22 protein-coding genes are annotated in these 26,724 nt (G+C 49.4%); 5 read left to right on the top strand and 17 right to left on the bottom strand.

What is annotated here, in order from left to right; translation table 11 throughout:
* Window positions 1–40 precede the first annotated feature (40 nt).
* The 8 genes from DFR27_RS04590 to DFR27_RS04555 form a co-directional block, all read right to left on the bottom strand.
* Window positions 41–4,711 carry an NAD-glutamate dehydrogenase gene (locus DFR27_RS04590; protein ID WP_121876292.1) on the bottom strand — a complete coding sequence of 1,557 codons (4,671 nt, stop codon included), beginning with the start codon at window positions 4,709–4,711 and terminating at the stop codon, window positions 41–43.
* 87 nt (window positions 4,712–4,798) lie between these two features.
* Complete coding sequence (smrA, locus tag DFR27_RS04585) at window positions 4,799–5,374, bottom strand: DNA endonuclease SmrA (protein ID WP_121876291.1); 576 nt, start codon at window positions 5,372–5,374, stop codon at window positions 4,799–4,801.
* A complete protein-coding gene (pepN, locus tag DFR27_RS04580; RefSeq protein WP_245962603.1) occupies window positions 5,374–7,962 on the bottom strand; it encodes an aminopeptidase N in 2,589 nt (862 codons plus the stop codon). The genes smrA and pepN overlap by 1 nt, the downstream gene beginning before the upstream one ends.
* Window positions 7,963–7,974: 12 nt before the next feature.
* Window positions 7,975–8,793, bottom strand: a complete 819-nt coding sequence (locus DFR27_RS04575) for a DUF2797 domain-containing protein (RefSeq protein ID WP_245962602.1) — start codon at window positions 8,791–8,793, stop codon at window positions 7,975–7,977.
* A 1-nt stretch (window position 8,794) separates the two neighbouring features.
* Window positions 8,795–9,043, bottom strand: coding sequence for a DUF1315 family protein (locus tag DFR27_RS04570; protein WP_121876288.1), 249 nt, complete (start codon window positions 9,041–9,043; stop codon window positions 8,795–8,797).
* Window positions 9,044–9,146: 103 nt separating this feature from the next.
* Window positions 9,147–10,070 (bottom strand): metallophosphoesterase, encoded by a 924-nt coding sequence (locus DFR27_RS04565; RefSeq protein ID WP_170150775.1) that lies wholly within the window; start codon window positions 10,068–10,070, stop codon window positions 9,147–9,149.
* Window positions 10,067–10,942 (bottom strand): NAD(+) kinase, encoded by an 876-nt coding sequence (locus tag DFR27_RS04560; RefSeq protein ID WP_121876286.1) that lies wholly within the window; start codon window positions 10,940–10,942, stop codon window positions 10,067–10,069. Before DFR27_RS04560 ends, DFR27_RS04565 begins: the two co-directional genes overlap by 4 nt.
* Window positions 10,943–10,977: 35 nt before the next feature.
* On the bottom strand, window positions 10,978–11,826 hold the full coding sequence (locus DFR27_RS04555) for a hypothetical protein (RefSeq protein ID WP_121876285.1): 849 nt from the start codon (window positions 11,824–11,826) through the stop codon (window positions 10,978–10,980).
* Between the two features lie 44 nt (window positions 11,827–11,870).
* On the opposite strand from DFR27_RS04555, the gene DFR27_RS04550 reads away from it, so the two are divergent.
* On the top strand, window positions 11,871–13,151 hold the full coding sequence (locus tag DFR27_RS04550; RefSeq protein ID WP_121876284.1) for a sensor histidine kinase: 1,281 nt from the start codon (window positions 11,871–11,873) through the stop codon (window positions 13,149–13,151).
* A 19-nt stretch (window positions 13,152–13,170) separates the two neighbouring features.
* On the opposite strand, the gene DFR27_RS04545 is transcribed toward DFR27_RS04550, so the two are convergent.
* Window positions 13,171–13,362: a type II citrate synthase gene (locus tag DFR27_RS04545; protein WP_121876283.1), complete on the bottom strand. Its 192-nt coding sequence runs from the start codon at window positions 13,360–13,362 to the stop codon at window positions 13,171–13,173.
* Between the two features lie 165 nt (window positions 13,363–13,527).
* Between DFR27_RS04545 and DFR27_RS04540 the strand changes: the two genes are divergently transcribed.
* Together DFR27_RS04540 and DFR27_RS04535 are read left to right on the top strand one after the other, a co-directional pair.
* A complete protein-coding gene (locus DFR27_RS04540) occupies window positions 13,528–14,301 on the top strand; it encodes a phenylalanine 4-monooxygenase (RefSeq protein WP_211327565.1) in 774 nt (257 codons plus the stop codon).
* A gap of 52 nt (window positions 14,302–14,353) precedes the next feature.
* Window positions 14,354–14,794, top strand: coding sequence for a MarR family winged helix-turn-helix transcriptional regulator (locus DFR27_RS04535; RefSeq protein WP_121876282.1), 441 nt, complete (start codon window positions 14,354–14,356; stop codon window positions 14,792–14,794).
* On the opposite strand, the gene DFR27_RS04530 is transcribed toward DFR27_RS04535, so the two are convergent.
* The 6 genes from DFR27_RS04530 to DFR27_RS04505 are packed head-to-tail and all read right to left on the bottom strand — an operon-like array spanning window position 14,791 to window position 20,438.
* On the bottom strand, window positions 14,791–15,909 hold the full coding sequence (locus tag DFR27_RS04530) for a mechanosensitive ion channel family protein (RefSeq protein ID WP_245962601.1): 1,119 nt from the start codon (window positions 15,907–15,909) through the stop codon (window positions 14,791–14,793). The genes DFR27_RS04535 and DFR27_RS04530 overlap by 4 nt on opposite strands.
* Before the next feature lie 16 nt (window positions 15,910–15,925).
* Window positions 15,926–16,423 carry a thiol peroxidase gene (tpx, locus tag DFR27_RS04525; protein WP_121876281.1) on the bottom strand — a complete coding sequence of 166 codons (498 nt, stop codon included), beginning with the start codon at window positions 16,421–16,423 and terminating at the stop codon, window positions 15,926–15,928.
* A gap of 9 nt (window positions 16,424–16,432) precedes the next feature.
* The gene (locus tag DFR27_RS04520; protein WP_121876280.1) at window positions 16,433–18,502 is read right to left on the bottom strand and encodes a penicillin acylase family protein; all 2,070 of its coding nucleotides are present in this window, start codon (window positions 18,500–18,502) and stop codon (window positions 16,433–16,435) included.
* Complete coding sequence (locus tag DFR27_RS04515; RefSeq protein WP_121876279.1) at window positions 18,492–19,283, bottom strand: TIGR00266 family protein; 792 nt, start codon at window positions 19,281–19,283, stop codon at window positions 18,492–18,494. Before DFR27_RS04515 ends, DFR27_RS04520 begins: the two co-directional genes overlap by 11 nt.
* A 52-nt stretch (window positions 19,284–19,335) precedes the next feature.
* The gene (locus DFR27_RS04510) at window positions 19,336–19,773 is read right to left on the bottom strand and encodes a DUF2147 domain-containing protein (protein ID WP_211327564.1); all 438 of its coding nucleotides are present in this window, start codon (window positions 19,771–19,773) and stop codon (window positions 19,336–19,338) included.
* Window positions 19,774–19,799: 26 nt separating this feature from the next.
* On the bottom strand, window positions 19,800–20,438 hold the full coding sequence (locus DFR27_RS04505) for a MiaE family protein (protein WP_121876594.1): 639 nt from the start codon (window positions 20,436–20,438) through the stop codon (window positions 19,800–19,802).
* A gap of 119 nt (window positions 20,439–20,557) precedes the next feature.
* On the opposite strand from DFR27_RS04505, the gene DFR27_RS04500 reads away from it, so the two are divergent.
* Together DFR27_RS04500 and acnB are read left to right on the top strand one after the other, a co-directional pair.
* Window positions 20,558–21,385 (top strand): hypothetical protein, encoded by an 828-nt coding sequence (locus DFR27_RS04500; RefSeq protein ID WP_121876278.1) that lies wholly within the window; start codon window positions 20,558–20,560, stop codon window positions 21,383–21,385.
* Window positions 21,386–21,588: 203 nt separating this feature from the next.
* Window positions 21,589–24,186 carry a bifunctional aconitate hydratase 2/2-methylisocitrate dehydratase gene (gene acnB / locus DFR27_RS04495; protein WP_121876277.1) on the top strand — a complete coding sequence of 866 codons (2,598 nt, stop codon included), beginning with the start codon at window positions 21,589–21,591 and terminating at the stop codon, window positions 24,184–24,186.
* 141 nt (window positions 24,187–24,327) lie between these two features.
* On the opposite strand, the gene DFR27_RS04490 is transcribed toward acnB, so the two are convergent.
* Window positions 24,328–25,803 carry a flavin-containing monooxygenase gene (locus DFR27_RS04490; protein WP_121876276.1) on the bottom strand — a complete coding sequence of 492 codons (1,476 nt, stop codon included), beginning with the start codon at window positions 25,801–25,803 and terminating at the stop codon, window positions 24,328–24,330.
* A 110-nt stretch (window positions 25,804–25,913) separates the two neighbouring features.
* Window positions 25,914–26,705, bottom strand: coding sequence for a putative RNA methyltransferase (locus tag DFR27_RS04485; RefSeq protein ID WP_121876275.1), 792 nt, complete (start codon window positions 26,703–26,705; stop codon window positions 25,914–25,916).
* Window positions 26,706–26,724: the final 19 nt, after the last annotated feature.

Genomic DNA, 26,724 nt, shown 5'->3' with positions numbered 1-26,724 from the left:
GATCCTACTTTGCGATTAATTGAGGCGCGATTATCGCGCCTTAGCAGTCAGAACTCAACTGAGATAAAGCCCTTAGTGTTACGGCAAAAAGCGCGAAGCCATGTTGATTGGTTGCATCGACCTCCGCCATTGTAGCCTGCCATTGCGCTACCGCAGCATTATTCTGCGCCACCCAATTACTTACGCTACTGCAGACATTGTCATCTCCCGCCTCAAGGCTTCGCACAACACTGGCTGTGAGCTCTCTTCGCCGGAGGTTTAACTCATCTAAGTTAACTTCCCTCGCCATTGCTTCCCACTGATCCCGCACCTTGTAGCTGGTCAACAGATCATGGATATCATTGAGGCGAAGCTTCGACGCGACCTCAAAGTAGGCGCTCCCCACCAATACACTGTCGGTATCGGTTTCCGCCGCGACATCGCGAATACTAAGCATCGCGAAAAGATAATCAGTGGCCGCACAACGAGATGCCAATAGCTCGGGAACATTAGCCTCGATCATGGCATTGTAACGATTCGTCCATTTACGCTGCTGACGCGTAGACAAATAGTTGGGTAATTGCCCTATCAAACGACTGACTTCGTCCTTGAAAGCTTTGATATCCGCTTCGATATCCGTGGAGCTTCGGCGATTGTGTATGTACCAACGCGCCGCTCGTCGAACCATTCTTCGTTCACGATCTAGCTGTTCCAACAGCGCCGTTGAATCAACGTTTGCGCCTAACGCCGCAATGTCATCCCAAAGTGTATTGAGGCTAAAGACTTCGCGGCAGAAAATCCAAGCCCGAGCAATGGCTTGATAACTCGCGCCGGTAGACTTTCTCAGCCGATGAACGAAAGTAATTCCCATGAAATTGACAATTTCATTGGCCATCTGTGTGGCAACAATTTCCGTGTTGAGCTGATGCTCCTCAATCTGTTGAGGGAATCGCTTACTGAGAATTTCAGGGAAAGCGGACTGCACCATCGCCTTGCGATACGGGCCGGTAATTAAATTACGGCGAGCGAAATGTCGTTTCAGCTCTGATTTCGCGTAGGACAGCAAAATTGACAGTTCTGGTCGGCTTAACGCCTGTTCTCGGTCTTGGATTCGCGTCTGCAGACTCGTCTCACTGGGGAGGAACTCCAACTCACGATCAAGAACATTTATTGACTCCAAGTCAATAATGAAACGCCGATGATCACCGCTGCGATAGGTACTTCTGAGCGACTCAAGACTGATGGCCTGAGCTTGAAGCGCGTTATTGTGCAACACCAAACTCGACACTTGCTCGGTCATGGATTCAAGCAACTCGTTGCGCTGAAGCTCACTCATTGCGCCGTCACGTGTCAGCTGATTGAGTAGAATTTTGATATTAACTTCATGGTCTGAACAGTCTACGCCACCGGCATTATCGATGAAGTCCGTATTACAGCGTCCGCCTTCTAACGAGTATTCTACACGGCCTAGCTGAGTTAGGCCGAGGTTACCGCCCTCCCCGACAACTCGTGCGCCGAGTTCCGCGCCATTTACTCGGATGCTGTCATTCGCTTTATCACCCACGTCACTATGATTCTCGGTAGACGCTTTTACATAGGTGCCAATACCACCGTTCCAGAGTAGATCGAGCGGCGCCTTTAGGAGGCGTTCGAGTAACTCGGTGGGACGCAGTTCAGACTCTTCAATTGCGAACAGCGCCTTCATTTCTTTCGAAATTTCAATGACTTTCGCGCCACGGCTGAAGACACCACCACCCTTCGAGATCAACTTGCTGTTGTAGTCATCCCAGCCAGAGCGCGGCAGTTCAAACAATCGCTGTCGTTCTTTGAACGACTTGGCCGGGTTTGGGTTGGGATCAATAAAAATGTGGCGGTGATTGAAAGCGGCTACCACTTTCAACGAGGACGACAGCAACATGCCGTTACCAAACACATCCCCAGACATATCTCCAATACCTAAGACGGTGACCGGATCAGATTGAACATCGATACCCATCTCCCGGAAATGACGCTGTACCGAGACCCACGCGCCCTTGGCGGTGATACCCATTTTCTTATGGTCATACCCCTGGCTGCCACCCGAAGCAAACGCGTCGCCGAGCCAGAATCCGTATTCATTTGCTAAGCCATTGGCGATATCAGAAAAGGTTGCCGTTCCCTTATCGGCAGCAACAACAAGATACGGATCAGGCTCGTCTCGACAAATCACCGATGGCGGCGAAACGATCTCTTCACCAGAACGGTTATCGGTAATGTCTAGTAAGCCGCTGATAAATTCCTTGTAGCAGGCAATCCCCTCTTCGAGGAAACGGTCCCGAGACCAATTACTATCGGTCTTTCGTGCAACAAAGCCGCCCTTCGCACCAACCGGTACAATCACTGAATTCTTGACCTGCTGCGCCTTAACCAAACCTAGCACTTCAGTTCGATAGTCCTCGAAACGGTCAGACCATCGCAACCCACCCCTGGCCACGGGACCGCCACGTAAATGGACACCCTCTGTTCGCGGTGAACAGACAAAGATCTCAAAATATGGCGTTGGCTTTGGAAGGTCCGGAATTCGACGGGTATTAAGCTTGAACGACAGTACTGAGCGCTCCTGCCCGGAGAGTGTTGGACGATAATAGTTAGTCCGCTCGGTCCCCATTATCAAGTCCAAGTAGCGACGTAGAATACGATCTTGGTCCAAACTCTCTACCCGATCAATCTCCGCTCTCAACGCTTGCAGTTTCGTATCAATTTCACTGAGTTCGAGCGCTGCTCGTTCAGGGTCGAAGATTGCCTCGAAGAGATCAACAAGTTGAGTGGCAACGTCACTGTGTTCCGATAGCGTATCGGCAATATAGTCTAAAGAAAAACCAAACTGGATTTGGAACATATAGCGCGCATAACTGCGTAGGATTGCGACTTGCTGCCAGCTGAGTCCTGCTCTCAAGACTAATCGGTTAAAACGGTCATCCTCGGCATCGCCGCGCCATACAGCCTCGAAAGCCTCCTGGCAAAGCGTGGCGTTGCGTTCTATCTTTTCGCCACTCAACCCTTCAACCAAGATTCGATATTCGTGAAGCCATACCCGCTCGCCGTCACGGCGATCAATTTCATAGGGGTGTTCACCCAAGACGTACCAGCCAAGGTTCTCAAACTTAGGCAACACTTCAGAGAGGCCAATAGGCGTATCAAAGCGAAATACTCGGAACCGCGCTGCATTATCGGCGTCGCCGACGCGTTGATAGAAACTCACCGCCATCGACTGATCATTTGCCATTTCATCAATCGTGACAATATCTCGGCCTGCGAAGCGGGTATCATAATCGTCGCGATAGGCCGCCGGGAATGCCCCTTGATACAAACTAGCTAAACGACTACCTACGTCATCACCCAAGGTCTCGCAAAGCGTATCGCGCAGTCGATCTGGCCACTCACGACACATATCAAGAATCGTCTCTTCTAAACTTGCGAGATCAACATCGCGGCGCTCATTACTGGCGGTCCGGAGAATGAAATGAACACGAGCGTGATTACCGCCACTAAAGTAAGTGGTAAATTCACTATCCACGGCATTGAGTTCGTCACTCAGGTATTTCTGAATATTCTTACGTAGTTCGGTGTTATAACGATCCCGTGGCACGTAAACCAAACAATTAACAAAGCGACCCAATCGGCCTCGGCGAATACTAACTCGGACAATTGGTCGCTCTTGAATACGCAGCGCTCGGTTCACACCCGAATAGAGTTCCTCTGGCGAGCTGATAAACAACTCATCCGTTGGGTAATTGGTTAGAATTTGATCAAGCACCTTGCCATCATGGCTGTTAGTTGGCAGGTTAGCCTTTGCCAATACATAAGATATTTTGTCACGGACCACCGGAATTAATGATGGGTTTTGATGATAGACACTGGACGTAAACAAACCCACAAAACGGTGCTCAACTTTGGGCTTCTTTGGATCGCGAATCACTACATAATCCGAGTAAACGTGACGATGAATCTGAGAGCGAGAAGACGACTTAGAAAAGGCGATGTTCTCATCCTTCAAAAGAATCGGAACAGACAGTAAATCATCATCTTCATTATTATCTTTGGTAGTCCCTAACGTGCGCGAAATCTTACCATCACACCACTCACCGTAGCCGAGAAAAATGAAGTGCTCTCGGCGAAGCCAATCCAAAAAATCATGGGCTGGATCACCTGCCAATTTCTTTTCGTAGTTGACCACCAGGGTTTTAACCTGTTCTTGCATGCTGGGAAAGGCATCAACCACGTTTTTCACTGAGCTCAATGTATTGTTCAGCGCGGTAGCAATGGCCTCAAGTTCATCCGCCTTTTCGCGACGACCAACTTCGATATAGGCAAGCGAGCGAGAGGGTTCGCTGACAAATACATGACTGTGAAGCAGGCGAACCTCAATACCGATAACCCCAAGCGCGATTCGAATAGAGTCAATCACAAAGGGCAGATCAGTAAACGAGATCACCACAACCGAGTTGGCCGCCTGCCAACGATTTCGCTCGATCGTTGGGTTATAGACACGAATATAGTCGTCACTTCGGCCCACGTGCTGATGAGCAAGGTCAACTAGCCATCCAGCGACATTCTCAATCTTACGCGAACTGAATTCGTCCAATGGAAAATTACTTAGCCAAGCGCTAATAAAGGCTAAATGTTGCTCACTACAGTTAGCCTTTTGAGCCTCTGCTAGTAGTGTATTGGGATCCATTTGTTTTTTACCCATTTAACTGCTCTCTTCCCGTGTTAAACACAGTGTAGTCATGAGGTAGGCGGTTTTGCCACCCGTTCTTTATTATTAAAATAGGCACCACTAACGACGGCGTTCGTGACGCTCCTTATTCTCCAGTTTCTTCTCGGGCGATTTACGCAGCATGACGTAGACAGCACCATAGCCGCCGTGGCGAGGTAACGCGGTATAGAACGCCATCACTTCGTCCAAGTGCCTTAACCAACGGTTTACATGCGACTTCAGTAGAGCTTTTGGCTCACTCCGTTCGCCTTTGCCGTGCGAGATGATAACTGTTCGTACGTCGTAGCGGACACAATCTCGAACAAACTCATAAACGTCTGAGCGAGCTTGCTCCACTGTGCGGTGATGTAAGTCCAGCTTTGCCTCTATGCCGTACTTGCCCAACCGGAGACTTTTAAGTACCCCGTGCTGAATACCCGTTCGATGGAACTCAAGATACGACAGAGGTTCAACGAATTCTAGATGATCCGTCATCAATTGGTTTGAATCGACAGAATCTTCCGACACAGCGATAGTCCGTCGAATTTTCTTCTGCTCAGCACTCAAGCTAGTCGTCTTTCGCTCAACTCGGGGAGCGATATTCAACTTCTTTACACCCGCCATCTCGGCTTCGAATAAAGATTTATCATCAGCCATTACAACAAACTCTTACTAACAACCTCATAGAGGTCTTTCGATAGCGTGGGACATCCCGCCAAGCGCTCTAAAACTGCCTTCATTGCCGCAGAGTACGCCGGGGCTAGATTGCGCCAGCGTGTAAGTGGCGCAGCTAAACGAGACGCAGTTTGAGGATTGGACTCATCAATTTTAAGCACCATATCTCCCAAGTACTCATAACCCGAACCATCCTTCGCGTGGAATAGCGGCGTGTTGTCACTGCCGAAGCTACCGAACACTGCTCGAACTTTATTCGGGTTATCAAAGTCAAAGGCCTGGTGCTCAGTAATACGTTGGATATCAGCCAGTGTTGCGCCATCACGAGCACTCGCTTGCAGTGCAAAGGCGGTGTTAAGGACTAAGCCGTCTTCCGCCCACTGAGAGATAAACTCGGCCATTGGATGCCGATCAGCGTAACGGAATAAGCTACGCAACGCGGCGAGCTGATCCGTCATATTATTAGCACTCGCGAACTGAGCCTCGGCCGCACTGCATTCGCCGAGCTTAACGACGTAATCAAGCGCCAAATTCTGTAGTAGACGTTGACCAACTTGTTCGGCCGAAGGCTGGTATTGATCCCAACTGACCCGCTGCGCAACAATCGTACGAAATTGCTCCTGGAGCTCCGTGGCAATAGCAGCTTTAACTCGGTCTTTGGCGGTAAATAGCGCCACGGGATCCACGCTCTCGCCCTGCTGCAGCAGCGCTTCGCTAGGTAACGACAAGCTGTAGGCACGCAAGGCTGGGTCTGCCGCATCGTCCGCTAGCACGGCTGCTAATGCCTCGCTTAGTTTTGGACACAATGAATAGCTGTCTGATTTAGCGCGCTCAATTTCCGCCAACAGTAATTTCTGGCTGCTGTCCCATCGAACATATGCATCGGTGTCCCGAGCTATAAGAAAGCGGAGCTGTTCATCAGTTAGCGTATCCACAAGTTTTACCGGCGCAGAAAAATCGCGGAGTAAACTCGGTACCGGCCGTTCATTAAAGGGGCCAAACTTGACGGTAGCCTCATACTGATCCAACTCGTAGACCCACTCAGTATTGTCGGCACTCTCGGCGCCCGCCTGCTGAATAGCCAAAGCACCCGCCTCACCCAACAGGCTTAAGCGAATGGGGATCACTAACGGCTTCCAGTTCTCACGACCTCCCGCCAACGGGAGTCGCTGCTCGAACGCCAGCTCATAAAAACCCGACGTCTCATCCCAACGCTCCGTAACGTGGACTTCTGGCGTGCCAGCTTGCGAATACCAGGACATAAAGGCGCTAAAGTCTCGCCCGCTTGCCTCGGCCATTGCCGCAATAAAGTCTTCAATAGTAGCCGCGGTACCGTCGTTGCGATCAAAATACAGGTCTGAGCCCTTACGAAATGCGTCGTCACCAATCAGGGTGTTAATCATCCGAACCACTTCTGCGCCTTTCTCATACACCGTAAGCGTGTAGAAGTTCGAGATTTCAATGTAGGACGCTGGTCGAACTGGGTGTGCCAACGGCCCAGCATCTTCCGCAAACTGCCGCGCACGTAAGAGCGCCACATCTTCGATTCGTTTGACCGCAGCTGATCCCATATCAGCGGAGAACTGGGCGTCACGATATACCGTAAAGCCCTCTTTCAAACTAAGCTGAAACCAGTCACGACAGGTCACCCTGTTGCCACTCCAGTTGTGAAAATATTCGTGCGCCACAATCCCTTCAATCCGCTGAAAGGCCTGATCAGTTGTTGTCTCGGGCTTCGCGAGCACACACGAAGAATTGAAAATATTAAGACTTTTATTCTCCATCGCACCCATATTGAAATCGTCTACGGCCACGATATTGAAGAGATCGAGGTCATATTCTCGACCGTATTTTTCTTCGTCCCAAATCATCGAACGCTTCAGCGCCTCGAGGGCGAAGTCACATTTATCGAGATCTTTCGCTTCAACATAAAGGTGAAGCGCTACCTCGCGACCACTTGCCGTCACGAAGACGTCGCTTTGTGCGCTGAGATCCCCTGCTACTAACGCAAAGAGATAACTGGGCTTGGGAAAGGGATCGTACCAGACGCTGAAGTGCCGCTGATTATCCAGCTCACCAGACAGTTCTAGGTTGCCATTACTAAGCAGCACCGGGCATTCGGCTTTATCCGCTTCAATTCGAACGCGATAAGTCGCCAATACATCTGGACGATCTGGAAAATAGCTAATCCGCCTAAAACCCTCGGCTTCACACTGAGTACAAAACATGGAGGCGCTGCGGTAGAGCCCCTCTAGCGCTTTGTTGTCGAGTGGGTTAATTTCGGTGATTACACGAACCGTCACATCGAATTCGTCGCAGGGAATGCTCAGCGATTCTTCATCTCGATGATACTCGCCCGCCAATAGCTCGCGACCATTCAATTCAATAGCAATTAACGTTAGTTCAAAGCCATTAAGTACGATAATCGCCTCGCCCTGCGGATGACGCTTCATGGTCATGGTAGACACCACACGGGTTTGTGTTGGGTGGATGTCAAAGTCCAGTTCAACGTGGGAAACGCTGAAGTTCGGTGGTCGATAGTCCGCCAGATAGATAGTGCTGGGTTGCATACTCATAGCCGCTTAACTCACTTTACATTCAATGTCGTAACCGGTGTACTTTCGTAAGTTGATTACACCGGTATCAAAAATTAGATACTGACCTTTAATGCCCATCAGTTTCCCCGCCACTTCGCCTAATTTTTCTAAATTCAACGAAACTACTTTGGTGGGATATTCACTCACGGGATAGTCGGTAGTCCAGACTGAGGGCACTAACGGCATGATGGCATTAGCGCCAAACGCAAATTGTAAGTCCTCAACATATTCACTCAACTGCTGCTGCATCTTAGTGGCAGCCTGGCTCAAGTCGATCTCTGGGACCTCATTTTTCAGCATCGCTCGCCAATTCGTTTTATCGGCAACCGACCCTTTTGCGTGCGCTTCAATCAAACCGGAAAGTCGCCGGGTGGCCACTCGGTATAACGGTACTGCGGCTACCGCCCCCTGATCAAGCCAGCGCGTTGGCACTTGGCTGTGGCGTGTAATGCCTATCTTCAGGCCCGATGAATTGGCTAAATAGACAATATGATCAATTTCGCAGTTGGCTTTGCCCCACTCTGCATCGCGGCAGCTACCTAAGTGGAGGTGGCACTTCTCAGGACTCATAATACAGCTATCGCACTGGGGTAATGTCTGCATGCATTGAAAGCAGTAGCCTTGCGAGTAGCTCTTCTTCGTTATCTTGGCGCAATGGCCACAACGGATTTCACCATGAAAGCGCAGCGAAAGTGACTGACCGATCATATCGTTGAGTAAGCGTTGTTCGTTGCCAAGTCGAAGTCGGTACTCCGCCATACCATCCGGCGATTCGACCTGTAACTTTGATGCTAAGCCTCTCACTCTACTTATCCCACTTGAGCGGCTGTACGTCATCACTTTCACAGTGATCGTGCTTGGGATTATAGATATATCCCACTCGCTCATCCTCAGCTAGGTGCATCTCACCGTAGGCAATAACCGCAGTCATACAGTGTTTACGCTGCTCAGGACTAAGGTTCTTTCCATCCGGCCACTTCCCCGTTTCAAGCGCTGTTTTCAACGCGTCGTATTGGTGTCGAGGCATTTGTCGAATCGCTTCGCTGTATTCCATTTTTGTTCCTGCTTTAGTTTAGATTCGCGGTCTCTAGCGCTGCTTAATTGGCGATACTCACCTTCGCTGAGCACAATGAACCACGCGAATACTGGTCACTTAATTATACGTAAAAATAATGTTCTGGATTAAGCGCCGTATGATGGTGATAAAGTCGGTAAGCAACCAACGGTCCTGTACCCGCCGCCGAAAAATCGACGCAGGCAATATTGGCGCTAAATAAGTTGGTTGGTAGACTCTGCCAGTAATGGCCGACAAATAACGGTCGCTCCTGCGCCCCATAGCGACACAGCTGCTGTTTCTGAATAGCCGTCAGCTCCCGCGCTGCTAACTCCGGCGGCAGTGGCTGCGCTTGCAGTAAAACGTTACCGTAGTTACTCGCAGCCTCACCCCAAAATTTAGCCCGAATACGCTTACGCGAAACACCGTCATTTCCGGTCAAAAAATAACCTTCAGGAAGGCGGAGATTAAGTCCGCGCGTTAAACGATCTAAGCCTTGAAGTAGCCAAGGGTTGCGATCAGATTGCCGCAAAACTTCAGGCGATAGACAACAACTACTGTAGGTATCTATAAAGCGGCTAATAAAGTGCTGATCCCAGAGCGCATGAGCAACCCGAAACTTAGGAAACTCAAGAAATAGCGGTTGGTAGCTCAACCAATTCGCCAACGATTTTGCTTCATCTTCGGAGAACACATCAAGGGTTGCACTGAGCTGTAAGCGATTAGCCTTGCTGTGGGGATGAGCGAAGGTTTTAGACAGGCCTAATGGCCGAAACCAATTAATTAGGTTTAGTTCGTGATTGCCCAGCACTAAATAGGCATGATCATCCCCCACCATCCGACTGACAATTTCCACAACTCGGCGGACGCCAGGCCCCCGATCAATGATATCTCCAACGAAAATAGCTTTGCGATCTGGGTGCTGGAATACTCCCGTCTGCTCGCGATAACCCATTGCCAGCAACAGCGCCTCGAGTTTATCCGACTCGCCATGGATATCTCCAATGATGTCAAAGCCGCTACTCACACCAATCGACTCCCCCAACCTAACTTAGATCGACAGATCTGATAGAAATTATGGTTAGTAGGATGAATAAGCGTTAACGGCTTTTCGTATTGCTTGACGATCAGCTCGTCACCGGGTTGCGTGGCGGCATGCGACTGCCCGTCACAGGTCACTCGCGGGTAAGTCCGATTATGTTTGGCAATAACAATTCTAAGCTCACTGGTTCCAGGAACCACGATGGGGCGATTAGTAAGTCCGTGAGGGAACATAGGAACCATCACAAATGCATTGAGGCTGGGATGCAATAACGGACCGCCGGCGGATAAGCTATATGCCGTGGACCCTGTTGGCGTGGCGAGAATTAAACCATCTGAACTCTGAGAATAGACAAAGTGACCATCAATAAAGACTTCAAACTCAATCATTCTGACGGACTGACCTGGGTGCAAAACAACATCGTTCAGCGCCTGAGAATTGGCAATTTCCACGCCATTTCGATAAAGCGTAGCGTCGAGCAAGAAGCGTTGCTCTTCGTAGTAGTTGCCATCCAGTATTCTGGTAATACTGGGTTCGACCTCCGATGGCACAATATCCGTGAGGAAACCCAACTTACCCCGATTTACACCTAGCATGGGCACGTCGTAAGCCGCTAACTTTCGCGCGCTTCCCAACAGGGTTCCGTCACCACCCACGACGATCACCAAATCAGCCTGTTGACCGATATCGTCGATACCAACCAATTCAACGTTCTTGAGTTGTTCGGCGTAGGGGTTCGAACGATCGATAAAGACGCGTACCCCACGATTAATTAGCACATCAACGACCGAGATCATTGTCTCAGCAACCTGTGGGTTATATTTATGTCCTAGAATCCCCACGCGCTCAATTTTCATGCTGTTCCTAGCCTGTTAAGTTTTATATGAGCATATCACAAGTTGGCGCTTTGCGAACGCATTCCACCCGTGTGAATCAGACATTTAGCGCCGTTGAATTGTGAGTTTAGGAGCGTCTCCAACGCGTGAATCGTATACACGCGGTCCAGCTTCAACGAAATTTCCGCGCAGGCAGCCAAACGCTGTTGATCTGCGAGCTTCAACTTAGCAAACCGCTTTCTGGGTTGATACCACACCAGCTTAGCTTTCGGCAGATCATCGAAGCCAAGCTGGTTGGGTGTCACCACCGGCGTGACCACCAATTGGTGACGATCATCAAGGTGTTCAGCCAAACCACGTGCGGTGGTCCCGGTGCCCGCAGCGAGGTGAAATTCTGTGGGCATCTCGAATTGTTGATTCAACTGATGGGCTAGATGCCGAAGGCCTATCTCAGCCTTAGCACCATTGCCTCCTTCTGGGATAATACAAGCGGCGCCATGAAGCGTCCCAAGCGACTGTCGAAACGCCTCATCGTTACGCGCTCGCTGGTAGTCCTCACTCGACAAAAATCGACACTCCACCCCCCTCTGAGCTAACAATGCTAAAACTGAGCTCTCAGCATGAGGGCGCGAGTGAAAGGATTTTCGAATGTAGACAACCAAGCGAAATTCGTCCGCTAATGCCGCCAGCGCATAAAGATGGTTTGAGTGTTCGCCGCCAAAACTCACGAGGGTGTCCCCTGGCGATAAGTCCGCTAAGAAACCAATCAGCTTATAAAGCTTATTTCCGCCCCACTGTAGGTCAATGGCATCAAGATGGGCAACCTCAAACCGACAGCCATTCTGGGTATATGCGCGCACCAGTAGCTTTTTGTCGAGGGCCTCTTTAAGATGAGTTAACGACATCAATCTTCCAACCATTAAAATAATGAGAATAACTGATAGTAGTTATGATGGGTATCCTTGCCATTGCGGTCATCTGTATTGCTTCTTCAATTACCGTGACACTCTTGTGTTGCCGAGCCTATTACCAAAGTCGCCACAGCGCTCTGAATCCAGCCGGCAATGACGGCCTATCGGCCATCAAACAGCAGGCCCAACAGCTGATTCTGGATCAGCTCCCAGCAGCCATGTTCTGCGTTGATCAGCGCGGTCAGATTCTATGCAGCAACAAAACAGCGCAACGAGCGCTTGCCAATTTACCCGGCAAAGCCGGCACCGTCAGCTTCAACCACTTAGCCAGCAAAAAACTATCCGGTTATGAGCACATCGATCTTGAGAAATTAATTGCCCGAAGGCGCTCACTGATCAATCCAAACGTTGGCAAGCTTATGAAATTGGGCTGGCTTGAAACAAAAATGACCATCAACGTTTTAGATAATCGCAGTGGCGCCGTCATCGCACTGAGTAACGCCTCGGCAGAATTTGACTTGCTTGCTCGTGAAAAATTCTTTACTCAAATGACCACTATTGAAACATTGACCTCGGGCATTGCTCACGAAATAAATAATCCGTTGATGGCCGTTACCACCACACTATCTACTCTAGTAAAGCGACTGGACGTCAATAATCCGATACTGCAGGAAAAATTAGCAAATCGTCAGCTCAAACCCGATGACTTTGCCTCAATTGTCAACGAGTTACGACTAACTGAGATTACCGGTAATTGCCTTAGCGCCACAACTCGGATCTCCGATCTCGTTGCCAACATGCTTACCTTTGGCAATTCGTCGGCGATACCCAAAGAACGGGTTAATATATGTCAGTTACTAAACGTTGCGGCCGACGAGTTTCAGCGGGAGAACGAGGTCAGGATTGACATAGCACCCTGTACTAACGAAGAAGAGCGAGTGCTATGCAACCCCATTGAAATTCGCCAAGTACTCGACAATATCTTTGGCAACGCAAGAGATGCCGCCGGCGATCTGGATGCACCGCAAATTTGCATATCACAAACACAAACCGACGGCTATCAAGTCTTGGCAATTAGTAATAATGGTAAGGCGATTGAGCCGGGCGTGGCCGAGCGTGGCCGAGCGTGGCCGAGCGTGGCCGAGCAGGTTTTTGCCCCCTTCTTCACCACTAAAGAAGCAGGTTCTGGTTATGGTCTAGGTTTAAGTTTGTGTTTTCATATCATCGAAAATCGCCACGGCGGTTCTATTCGGATAGGCCTCAATAGCCAAGCGGAAACCGAGGTGACTATTGAATTACCTATTCATTCAACGGATTAGACCGCTCAACCGAAAGTAGTTACTCAACCGGTGCGTAGACAATTCGCGGGTAGCCCTTGCCAGTAAAGTGATAACCTTCACCGCAGATAACGCACTGATGATTCTTTTCGTCAGTCACATCTCTCTCTAATTTGATCACCATGCCCTTTTCGCATTTGTCACAGAGGTAGTTGATTTCCACTGGTTTGACGTCGCGACGTATTTCCGCCATTTCGATCTCCTAAGATCCTAAGAATAATAACGTTAATAGTCGCTTAATCGAAGTCGTTAGGCAACATTGAAATGACGATTCACGCTGCTCAATTTCCCCGTTTGCTTTCATTGAGCCAACTAGTTACACTTGAAACCAAAAGAACAACAATAGTTTGGGACGTTCATGATGAAGAATAGCGCCTACACCGCTATACCCGTTGACGAAAAGGGTTATGTGGCCTACTCAAAGGAAGATGCCGAAACTTGGCAGCATCTTTTCAATTGGCAGCAGCCGCTTGCCCAAGAACACGCTTGCGCCTCCTATGTTGAGGGAATGAAAACGCTGGGGCTATCCGAGGATGGTCCTGCTCAGCTTCCCGAGGTAAATCGAGTATTATTTGCCGAAACTGGCTGGCGGTTAGAGCCTGTGGACGCGCTCATCAACTTCAAGCGTTTCTTCGGATTACTTGCGGATAAACGTTTTCCCGCGGCAACTTTCATGCGCCGCCCCGATCAACTTGATTACTTACCCGAACCAGATCTCTTTCATGAAGTAATGGGTCACTGCCCTATCCTCTGCAATCCGGAGTTTGCTACCTTTACACACTGGATTGGCAAACTTGGTGTTCAATGCAGCCATGAACAACAGGTTGCTTTAGCTCGAATCTATTGGTTTACCATTGAATTCGGGTTAATACGTGAAGCGGGTACAACCAAGATATTCGGTGGAGGCATTCTGAGCTCTCCTAAAGAGATTAGTCATTCGCTGGATGTCTCGGTGGTCAATCACCATCCGTTCGATATCGACACCATTCTTCGAACGCGCTATCGGATTGACATACCTCAGCCTAACTACTTCGTCATGGAATCAACGGAGCAGTTGCTTGCTATACAGGACAAAAAGTTATTAAGTCGAATCGATAACGCTATTTCTGACTTAAAATCAGCTGTGATATAACAGGATAACAACGAACCGCTTACCACTACTTCACCATCAAGGAAGTCGCAACATGGAACTGGCTCAATTTTTGCCCTACCGCCTATCAGTCCTCTCGAATGTCGTTTCCAATGCGATTTCGGAATACTATGCGGATCGTTTCAATTTGAGCATTTCAGGGTGGCGAGTCATTGCACTGCTAGCCCAGAAACCGGGTTCCACCGCCGTTGACCTTGCATCAATGACACAAATGGACAAAGTAGCAATAAGCCGAGCTGTATCAAGCCTAGTTCAGATGGGCTATATAGAACGAGAGCCCTGCACCATTGACCGTCGTAGAGCCTACTTAACGCTTACCGATAAAGGCATTGAAATCTACAACGATATCGTTCCGGTGGCACAATCTTACGAAGAGAAGCTACTGGCAAGCCTTTCCGAGACAAAACGTAAACAGCTCGACAACTTAATTGCCGAGCTGCAATGTAATGCCAATACGCTAACGAAAAGCGTTTAGCCTTGCTCCGAGGGCTCCATTTCAACTTTGAGCGTCTGCGTTGGGAAAGCAACCTCTGCATTGTGCGAGGCGATGATATCCATTACCTTCAGTAACACATCTTCTTTTATTTGATGATAAGTCGCCCAATCCGTGGTGCGCGTAAAGGTGTAGATAAAGAACTCTAAGGCTGACGGGCCAAAGCTGAGTAGGTTTACCATGAGAATTCGATTCTTATCGATGGCATCGTGTTCGGCCAGCATTGCCCTCACGTCATCAATGATAGGTTTCACTACCGCTGCATCGTCGTAGCGCACGCCAATGGTTTCCTTGATTCGCCGATTCAACATCCGTGATGGGGTCTCCACTGATATTCTCGTAAACGTTGAATTAGGCACGTAAAGCGGGCGCTGGTCAAAGGTACGAATTCGCGTTACTCGCACACCAATTTCCTCCACGGTCCCTTCAATCTCTTGATCCGGCGAGCGAATCCATTCACCAACCACAAAAGGCCGGTCCATACGAATCATGATTGAACCGGCAAAGTTTGCCACCAGATCTTTGGCCGCCAAACCGGCAACCAAACCACTCACTGAACCGAAGGCAAGTAAGCTGGAGAGGTTAAAGCCTAGCGTGTCTAAGGTGTAGAGAATGCCGCAACTCACCGCAAATAAACGAATGAGCGTTCGCAGCGAATCCGCCGTACCTAAATCTACGCGAGCTGGGTGAAACCTATCCGTGGAAATATTTAACTGCAGTCTTCGCGCGAAGCGAAACATTACCCAGGTAAACACCCAAGCCGCTGATAACTTTAGTAAATTGACAACGCCTAGGGGATAACCTTTGTTAAAGCCAAATTGTTCAATCTTCGCCAGCGCATAAAGCCCCGCTATGATGACAAGAAAGGCGGACGGCCGACGTAAGCCAAACCACCAAGCGTCCATAATGTCACCGCGGGGATGCTTTTCGAGGAACTTAAAGATTTGATCCACAACATAAAGTAGTACAACGGTGGCGGTAACGATCACGGCAACCTTTTGCCAGAACTCTGCTGGTGATGCTGCGATTCGCTCGAACAACATGCCAACGTCGTAGGTATCAATACCCGTTGCTAATGCTTCGCTTGGTTCATCCATAATAGTTCTAAGCTACCTAGTTAATTACCGTTAGCGCTGCGTCATAGTTAGGCTCAGAACCCACTGACGCAACCAACTCTGTATGGCTAACAATGCCCTCAGGGCTCACTACAATTACCGCTCGAGCGTAGAGACCACGAAGTGGGCCATCAGTCATATTAACACCAAAGGCATCACCAAAGCTGGAGCGGAAGCCACTGGCACTCACTACATTATCCAACCCTTCGGCACCGCAAAAGCGCGAAAAGGCGAACGGAAGGTCCATGGCGATACACAGTACCTTCACCTTCGATAACTCCGCCGCCCGCTTATTAAACTCGCGAACTGACATTTGACACGTCGGGGTGTCGATACTTGGGAAGATATTCAAAACGATCCACTCGCCTCGGTAATCGGCGAGTTTAATATCGCTCAAATCAACCCCGGTTAAGGTAAAGTCCGGCACTGCAGAACCGATTGGCGGTAGATCACCGATGGTATGAAACTCTGCGTCACCTAATTTAACAATTGCCATGATAGTTCCTCAATAGTATGTCTTGGGAAGAATTACTTGTGTTGCTTGTTGTTCAATGTCTTCTCGATTCATTAACACCGTTCTGAGCTGTCGATTAATGAACATCGGCGTTTGATCGGTTCGAAACGGCGTTAGTCTGGCGATACTTTGTCCAAAAGGCGAGATGACTTCCGCTCTATGCAAGCGGCCATGACGCCACTCAACAAAGCCGTGTAGTCCATCACCGGCTACTACCCTTCGCAGTCCATAATTATCATAGTCATCAAGATCTGCATGCATGGCACGAAGGGTATCCGGTGCTCCGCTAACCCCCCAGAAATTGCCGCCATCAACTAAACGATTTACCTGCCCCCAACTTGGGCTTAGGGTACCCAGCTTAGTACTTAACAGGTCATTACAGTAGGCCAACTGCTCCAAGAAGGGCTTGCTCACTGTGCTGGTCTGGGTATCAATAGCCCCCAGGACACACACTCCAAGTGCCGCGCCACGATTGGGCTGATCGGCTTGGTAATCCCAGTCGGAAAGTACCGTCGCAGCCGCCGCTAACGATGGGGGGATTTCCTGAGACAATCCAGCCTGAATATACTGAACTTGTGTTGAAGCGTCACTAAACTTAACGTCATACTTAGCATTCACAAGGTGATCCCAACTAAGTATTTGCTCACCGCTAAGTAGTTCATGAGCGCGCATCGCGCGATTGTTAGTGTGCTGTTGATAATCCTGAGCTTGACTGACACTGAACGTATCATTGAGCTGACGGACGCCCCAAGGACTTTGATTCGTTGCCACCAACACTCCGGTACTGGGATTAGCAATTTCGGGGACAGCAGCCGCGGGAAGATATTCACTCCACTGATCGCCGTCTCCGCGATTTGGCATTAAGGCGTTGTGCCGATAGAGAATGTCGCCACTAGCGTCAGCCGCTATAAATGCAAAACTTGCCAGGCGGTTATCGTCAAAGACAGTTCGCCATTGAGCTACCGATTCAGCTTGCGAAAGTTGATACCACTGATCAACCTGACGATACTCACCTGCCCCGGCGTAACGAAGCTGGAAGTACCGACCATCTTGCTCTAGAACTGGCCGACCCTCGGCATCACGATAACAACTTAATGGCAGCGGAACGCGCAAAGCTCGATAGATTTTGAAGCTAACCGAGCAGCCGTAACGCTCCACTTCATCCTCGGGAAGTTCGAAAACATCTAGCAAATTGGGTTTATTAACCGTTACCCCCCAGCCCATGTGCTCGTTAAAGCCAATAAATGGAACTGGACTCCCCGGAAAGAAACCTCCGTAAAACTGCCAACCCGAGGCACTTTCAATGTGCGCTTCGTACCAAGCTAATGGACCACGAAGAGGCTGGTGTGAATTCCACAATAGCAACGTAGAGTTCGTACTGGTTCGCGCTGGTGCTATCGCAATCGCATTGGAACCAATGGGTAAGCTATGTTCTTGCAACTGAGCTACTTGGGCACCCTGCATCTGCTCCGAGATCTGCGACTTTAACTGCTCATCAAAACCATAAAAGAACAGGTGCTGAAGGTGGAAGCCAGCCAATAGATCACGACGACTGATGGGATAAAGTTCCGGTGTAGCCCGTTTAACGTCAGTCCCAGCATACGCGTTAAGACCGTCTACATAGGCTTGTAACAGCGCCAGCGTTGCCACCGGTAACTGAGCCTCAACATAGCCTGATTCTAATGGTTCCCAAACCCCTAACAATTGAATTAGGTAGTCAGCGCTAAGACCCGCTGAGCCGTTAAACTCAGCGGATTGACCGCGATACATGATGATCGCCTCTTCGATATCTTCAAGCCTATCCTGAGCCTGCGCGTAACCTAAGCCAAAGGCTACGTCAAAATCATTTTCACCATAAATATGCGGGACGCCCACCGCGTCGCGAATAATCTCGACATCGTATTGTTGAGCTTTGGCTCTGAATACTTGCGGTTGAAAATCTTGGCTCCCTACGAAGAACAGGAATTGCTCGGTGGCAAGCATCACCACAACTAATCCGCCCAAAATCTTGGCGGTCAGTAGTCCCCAAGATGACTTCTTGCTTACAGCACTATCTTCCATCAAGTAAACGCCCTAAGCCGCCTAGCACCGAACCTTCGCCCTGATCTTTACCACCGTGAGCACTTGCCGCCGAGAAAACTCGATTGGCTAAGCGCGAGAATGGCAGGCTCTGCAACCACACCGTTCCATGTCCGGACAAGGTTGCTAAAGCAATCCCCTCGCCACCAAACATCATGGTTTTAAGGCCACCCGCTAACTTGATGTCATAATCAATGCCTTGCGTAAATGCCACTAGACAGCCGGTATCTACGCGTAGGGTCTCGCCGCGGAGTTCTTTTTTGACCACCGTACCGCCAGCGTGCATACACGCTAAGCCATCGCCACTTAGTTTCTGCAATATGAAGCCCTCACCGCCAAATAAGCCAGCACCAATCTTACGATTAAAAGCGATGTCTATTTTGGTTCCCAACGCCGCGCAGAGGAACGCGTCTTTTTGGCAGGTTATTTGTTCGCCGTAATCAGCCAAGTCTAGGGCAATGATAGATCCGGGAAAGGGAGCGCCGAAGGCAATCTTTGCAGGCGTTGCTGAATGGTTCGTAAAGTGAGTGGTAAACAGCGATTCACCGGTTAGAAGGCGCTTTCCAGCACTAAACAGTGAGCCCATCATGCCCTGATTGGGCTCGGATCCGTCACCCATGCGAGTGTTAAATTCGATACCGCCTTCCATATAGTTCATCGCACCAGCTTCGGCGACAACTGTCTCTGATGGATCTAGGCTAACTTCGACAATTTGCAGATCATGACCGTGAATTTCAACATCTAGCTCGTGACAACGTTTCATCTCATATTCCTCTGGAGTCTGCGCACAGATTAGCGGAATACTCGATGATTGACTAGTCGCTCGCCGACTCGCTGAGGATCCATGATTGGGTTCGATAGAAGAAACCAATATAACCGCGAACCATCAATTTATTCCCTTCGCGCCAAATACGACAGTCATAGCTTTTACCATTCTCAGGGTCCAAAATCTCGCCATCAGACCAATAGTCTCCGTCAAAACTCAGGCCTTCAATGATGGTCAAACCAATAACCGGCTGATTAAGCTTTTCTCCAGTGCATTGTTCGCAAACGGGATTTGGCTCGTCAGGGTTGATTAACTCAATGATGCGGCCATAAAGGCGATCACCTTCCATATACAATTCAACGGTGGACTTTGCTTCACCCGAAGTATCATCAATGGTATTCCACAACCCCACTGGCGCATTATCTGCCTGCGCCACACTCACCAGTGTCATCATCATGAAACCACTTAACACAGCGAAAAACTTCATTATTTACTCCCGACTCATTGATGGGTTCAGCTTGAAGCTAACTTCAGTAATTCCGCGCTCGGCATCCCCGAGTGAAACCGAAACTCGTCATCTGGACTGATCACCAGTTTAGCCTCTAACTCACGAAAGTACGCAATCCGCTCGTTAATGGGTTCATCTGCGAGCGATTCCGCTAGCGCGATATAGTCCATGAAGTGACGACTTTCAGAGCGCAGTAGTGAGGTATAGAACTTTTCTAATTCGGCATCTAAAAATGGGGCCAGCTTAGCGAAGCGCTCGCAGCTGCGACACTCAATGAATGCACCAATGATGAGCGTATCGATGAGCTTCGCAGGCTCTTCTTTTCGGACTGACGCCATCATTTTAGCGGCGTAGCGACTAGCACTTACGTATTCGTATGCGATGGCACGTTTTTTCATGATCGACATCACTTGCTCGAAGTGACGCAATTCTTCTCGCGCTAAGCGAGACATCTTGTAGAGCAAGTCGCTGTGTTCGATATATCTAAAAATAAGATGAAGCGCAGTCTTGGCGGCTTTCTTTTCACAGTTAGCATGATCAATCAACATAATATCTTGATGCTGGGTAGCCACCGTTACCCACTCGTCCGGTGTTTCACAACCCAAGAAGGCCTTAATCGGCGTTAAATCAACGTCTTTTGACACAAACCACTCCACTACTCTAATTCCTATTAGCGAGTATTATATCGCCCGCTAGTAAGAATGCGAGCGCGGCTTCCGCCTATCTCTTGCACCATTGGCACCCCGCCACGTACACTAACACGATGACAATAACCTTTGATTCCCGCGAACTAATTGAAGCCTTTGAGCAAATTAGCGCGCAAAGCAATAAGATAACGAACCAGCTTTGTCGCCAACAAAGCTGGCAGCAGGATGAGCCCTTTCTCTGCAGTATTGCTTCGAGCCTCAATGATTACTTTTATCGAGATGGCGAAGACGGCCGTTCAACCAGTCAATGCTGTGCGGTGGTCGCCGGTATAGACGCCGACCAGATCCGCACACTTAATCAGGCCAAGGATAGCTTTAAGACGCTTATAGGTAATTATCGAGCGCACCATCCTAAGGAAACTAAACACTGGCAGCGCTCGGTCTTTACCTCTCATTCACCCGCTCGCCAAACGCTCTCTGAAACGGCACACGGAAGGCTAAATTTGAAGGCCTGTTGGCGCCGTCTACGGTTCATTGAACAGCCGGTAAAAAGCATTAGTTACGCCTGGTACAGAAACGGCCGTTCAATCCAACGAATCGAGTATCAACAGGTGGTAGAACGCTTGGAAAGGCTTGATCGACAAGGGGTCAACATTCAATCCGCCTGGCAAACCCTAGCCGCTATCAGGGCTACTACGCCGCTGTGTATCGTTCAGCGACAGGCGCCGCTAATTCGAGCCAACGTTAGGTTGGGAAATGGTGAGATGACCGCCTTTAATTCCTCCACCCCGATTTTTTTGGCCGCTCAAGCTTCGCTCCCAGCCATTCGCCCGCTGCCTTTGGCTAACGAGCAAGCCGCAAGAAAATCGCGTAGCGATCAACGTATCGAGCGTGAACCATTAATCCCAATGCTTCGGCTTCATCGTTATTTGAACGCTGAGTAGCTGTTTTATCCCGTTTATAATTGCGGTGAATAGTGCAGGAATCCCCCATCAGTTCTATGATTACTAACAATTCCCGCGCAACCTAGCTATTTAAAGGCTTAGGCCGCTTAACTTAAGGCGCAGAATTCATTAGAATAGCGCCACTAAAAATTAGACTAACAACGAAGCCACTGGGGTTTCGTTTCACTTTAGAGGAATTAGTCGTGCTTGAAGCGTATCGTAAACACGTTGCAGAACGTGCTGAGCAAGGTATCCCACCTCTGCCGCTTAACCCTCAGCAAGTTGCTGACCTGGTTGAACTACTTAAAAATCCACCTGCTGGTGAAGAAGCTACGCTTGTTGAGCTAATCAGCGAGCGTGTGCCACCGGGCGTTGATGAAGCCGCCTACGTTAAGGCCGGCTTCCTGACAGCCATCATCAATGATGAAGCCAGCTCGCCGGTTATCACGAAAGCTGATGCAGTTAAGTTACTTGGCAACATGCATGGTGGTTACAACATCGAGACATTGGTTGCGCAACTCGATAATAGCGATCTTGCTGAAGCAGCTGGCGAAGAACTTAAGCATACGCTGCTTATGTTCGATGCATTCTACGATGTAGAAGCTAAAGCCAAAGCGGGCAACGCCGTTGCACAATCGGTGATGGAATCTTGGGCGAATGCCGAGTGGTTCACCAATCGTGATGCCGTGGCCGAGTCAGCTAAAGTTACCGTATTCAAAGTGACTGGCGAAACCAACACCGATGATCTTTCACCAGCTCCAGACGCTTGGTCCCGTCCTGACATTCCTTTGCACGCTCTGGCGATGTACAAGGTTGCTCGCGAAGGTATCCACAACGCGAAAGAGCAGATCGAAGAGTTGAATAAGAAAGGTCACCCAGTTGCCTTTGTAGGTGATGTAGTGGGTACTGGCTCATCACGTAAATCAGCAACTAACTCTGTACTTTGGTACACCGGTGACGATATCCCTGGAACGCCAAACAAGCGCGGCGGCGGTATCTGTATTGGCGGTAAGGTTGCACCAATCTTCTTCAACACTATGGAAGATGCTGGAGCGCTCGTATTCGAAGCGCCGGTTGACAAGCTTTCCATGGGTGACGTGATTGAAATCCGCCCTTACGACGGCAAGATTCTTAACGCTGAAACTGGCGAAGAGCTTTCGAGCTTTGAGCTCAAGTCGGACGTTATCCTTGACGAAGTTCAGGCTGGTGGTCGAATCAACCTCATCATTGGTCGTGGTCTAACTGGCCGTGCACGTGAGAGCTTAGGTCTAGCGCCATCTACTGTATTCCGTACCCCGTCGGAACCTGTTGCCACCAACGCTGGATTCACACTGGCGCAAAAAATGGTGGGTAAAGCGTGTGGTGTTGACGGTGTTCGCCCAGGTACCTACGTTGAACCTAAAATGACAACAGTTGGCTCACAAGATACTACCGGCCCAATGACTCGCGATGAGCTAAAGGACCTTGCTTGTCTTGGCTTCTCGGCTGATCTCGTTATGCAGTCTTTCTGTCACACTGCCGCTTACCCTAAGCCAGTTGATATTGACACCCAGCATACATTGCCAGACTTCATGATTAACCGTGGTGGTGTTTCACTTCGTCCGGGTGACGGCATCATTCACTCATGGTTAAACCGCATGCTACTCCCAGATACCGTTGGTACTGGTGGTGATTCACACACCCGTTTCCCTATGGGGATTTCATTCCCAGCTGGTTCGGGCCTAGTGGCCTTTGCGGCAGCAACTGGTGTAATGCCGCTTGATATGCCGGAATCAGTATTGGTTCGCTTTAAGGGCGAAATGCAGCCAGGTATCACGCTTCGTGACTTGGTTCATGCCATTCCTTACTACGCAATCCAAGAAGGCCTACTAACCGTCGAGAAGAAAGGTAAGAAAAATATCTTCTCTGGACGCGTCCTAGAAATCGAAGGTCTCAAGGGCTTAACCGTAGAGCAGGCATTCGAGCTTTCTGATGCGTCGGCAGAGCGTTCAGCTGCTGGCTGTACTATTGCGCTAGACGAAGATTCAGTGGCGGAATACCTCACTTCTAACATCACCATGCTTCGTTGGATGATTGCTCAAGGCTACGGCGATGCTCGTACCCTGGAGCGCCGTGCACGCGCAATGGAAGAGTGGCTCGCGAACCCGAGCTTGATGAAAGCTGATGCCGATGCAGAATACACCGCGGTGATCGAAATCGATCTCGCCGACGTGACTGAACCGATTGTTTGTGCACCGAATGATCCAGATGATGCACGCCTACTTTCTTCGGTTCAAGGTGACAAGGTTGATGAAGTATTCATTGGTTCTTGTATGACCAACATCGGTCACTTCCGTGCTGCCGGTAAACTACTCGACGAACAGCAAGGTTCAGTTGCCACTCGCCTATGGCTATCTCCGCCAACGCGTATGGACGAGCACACTTTGATGGAAGAAGGTTACTACAACATCTTCGGTCGTGCTGGCGCTCGTACTGAAATGCCGGGCTGCTCATTGTGCATGGGTAACCAAGCACGTGTTGGCGCTGGCACCACGGTACTATCAACATCAACGCGTAACTTCCCTAACCGTCTAGGTGATGGCGCCAACGTTTACCTAACGTCGGCGGAACTAGCCTCTGTAGGCGCTATTCTTGGTCGCCTACCTTCGCCGGCTGAGTATAACGAGTACGCAGGAAAGCTCGACTCTATGGGTGCTGAGATCTATCGCTATATGAACTTCGATCAGATCGAAAGCTTCCAGAAAGCAGCAGCCGATGGTAAGCGCATCGCTGCAGTTCAGATTGATGAAGTGAAAGCTTAATTAGTCTGAAACGAAGAAAGGAGCCGAAAGGCTCCTTTTTTTTGCTTTGAAGATCCCGCTCAGCGGAAATGGTGGCTTTAACACCACACTTTAGTAAACGGGATGGCAGCGCTGAAGGTTACGCTGCTTCCTCACTTGAACTCAGCCGTACTTCAACACATCGTCATTCAGACTTGCTGCAGGAAGCTCCTCACACTCCTGATAGTAGTCCTGACTGAACTGCCACGGAGCACGATCTCCCTGCTTTGGCATTAAGTGACCAGCACGCTGCAAGTAGCCTGGATTAAAGTCATCGGGAGAAATGAATGGTTTGAGAGTCATGTTAGCATCAGACTCACGCAGCTCAGGCGTCACGACGGTCAAATTGTGTTCATTCATATGGTTCAACAGTCGGCAAACATACTCAGCAACTAATTCTGCTCGCATTGTCCAGCTGGTACGCAGATAGCCGAAGACATTGATAAAGTTTGGCATGCCTGAGAATAGAACGCCTCGGTAGGTGGTCATTGAGGCAAAGTCCACCGGCACACCGTCTAAACTAACCTGAACGCCACCAACCATAGACAAATTGAAGCCGGTAGCGGTCACAATAATGTCAGCTTCAAGTAGCTCGCCACTCTTTAATAGAATGCCGTTATTGACGAACCGATCAATCTGATCGGTGACCACCGATGCCTTTCCTGCGTTGATTCCCGCGAAAAGGTCACCATCCGGAACGCAGGCTATGCGCTGCTGCCACGGACGGTAGCTTGGCGTGAAATGCTTTTCGACATCAAACTCTTCACCCAAAAAGCCACGAACGGTCTTTAGTAGCTCCGCTTTAACTATATCCGGATAGGCATTTGAAGCTTCATGAATTTGTTTGGCATCAAATAAAATCTTCTTGCGAACGATATCGTGAACAAGCGCTTCCGGAACATCAATCTGACGTAGGGTATCCGCTAATTCGTTTTTGTTTTCTAGCGGTACAAAATAAGTTGGCGACCGCTGTAACATCGTGATGTGCTTCGTATCGCCAGCCATCGCCGGGATAATGGTTGCCGCCGTGGCACCTGAACCAATAACAACCACCTGTTTATCGGAGTAATCAAGCGCTTCGGGCCAGTGTTGAGGGTGGATAATCTCACCTTTAAAATCGCTCATACCCGGGAATTCTGGCGTGTACGGCGTTTTATGGTCATAGTAGCCAGCGGCCATCCAAAGTATGTTGCTCTCTAATTCAAAGGGCTGTTTCTCGGCGCCAATTTCACCTTTAACTACCCAACATTTCTTTTCCGAATTCCAATCTGCACTGGCAATTTTATGCGAAAAATAGAGCTGATCATTCAGCTTACTTTCACTGATGACTTCACCCATGTAGTTAAGAATTTCGTCCGCCGAGGCAATGGGTACCCCTGTCCACGGCTTAAAGCTGTAACCAAACGTGTACAGATCACTATCGGAGCGCACACCAGGGTACTTATGAGTTAGCCACGTGCCGCCATGACTCTCCATACCCTCAAGAATCATAAAATCGTGATTTGGGCACTTTTCTTTTAGATGATAAGCAGCAGCAATACCTGAAATACCTGCGCCTACGATTAGAACATCTGTTTTATATTGCTTTGGTTCGACCATCTGGCACTATCCCCAAGTGAATTTAATAGTCAAAAACTACCATGTTCAACGCACTAGGCTTTGTCACCCACGTAACAGCTACGGATAAATACCGCTGTTTTCTGTGGTTATTATAGTTGCCCTGACCAAATTCGCCCGACCAGCGATACTGAGATAGTTTTAGGGGGTTCATCAAGCAGCGCAGCAAGCTTGTCCTTCGGAGCGCGATAGTAATGTGGCGTCATAGCGAGCAACTTCTCTACCTCACCCGGCTGAGCTATCCTCATTTGGAATTCTATGGGTACTTCGCACTCTACAGTACAGCCCTGAAGTCCACTCTGTGCAGCAGGTTTCACCTCGCTATAGAGCGCTTCTTTCAGCTCGATGAGGTGGTCACGCGTGGGGTCTACAGTAATTATCCGCCCCCCTGGACGAAGTACTCGGAGAAACTCCTCAACCACAGGGAAGCCGAACAGAGACAATACGGCCGAAAACTGTTGATTTTCGAAAGGAAGGTCGCGATTGGAGGCCACACTAAACTCGATGTCAGGGTACTGACGTGACGCGGATAGAACCGCCTCCTTAGAAATATCACTACCACAAATTGCTCCACAGAACGGCGCCAAGGCATTGGTGTAGTAACCCTCACCGCAACCTGCGTCGAGCACGTTAGCTGAAATCCCATCTAACAGCTGAGATACACCGGAAACAATGGGTTGGTAATAGCCCAAAGATAACCAATCACGGCGAGCTCTGACCATCTCCTTGGAGTCACCAGGGCTTTTTGAACGCTTGTTTTGTACTGGCAAAAGGTTGAGATAACCCTGCTTGGCACGATCAAAACTGTGGCCATTCACACAGCGAACAGGGGTGATATCAGCCTGTAAGGCTTCTCGACAGATGGGACAGCGATAGCGCGCCATAATAGCTCCTAAATATTCA

The organism is Umboniibacter marinipuniceus (genome assembly GCF_003688415.1).
GTDB classification, from domain to species: Bacteria; Pseudomonadota; Gammaproteobacteria; order Pseudomonadales; family DSM-25080; genus Umboniibacter; species Umboniibacter marinipuniceus.
The sequence above is the reverse complement of the archived record's forward strand: the minus strand, read 5'-3'. Positions and strand labels throughout refer to the sequence as shown.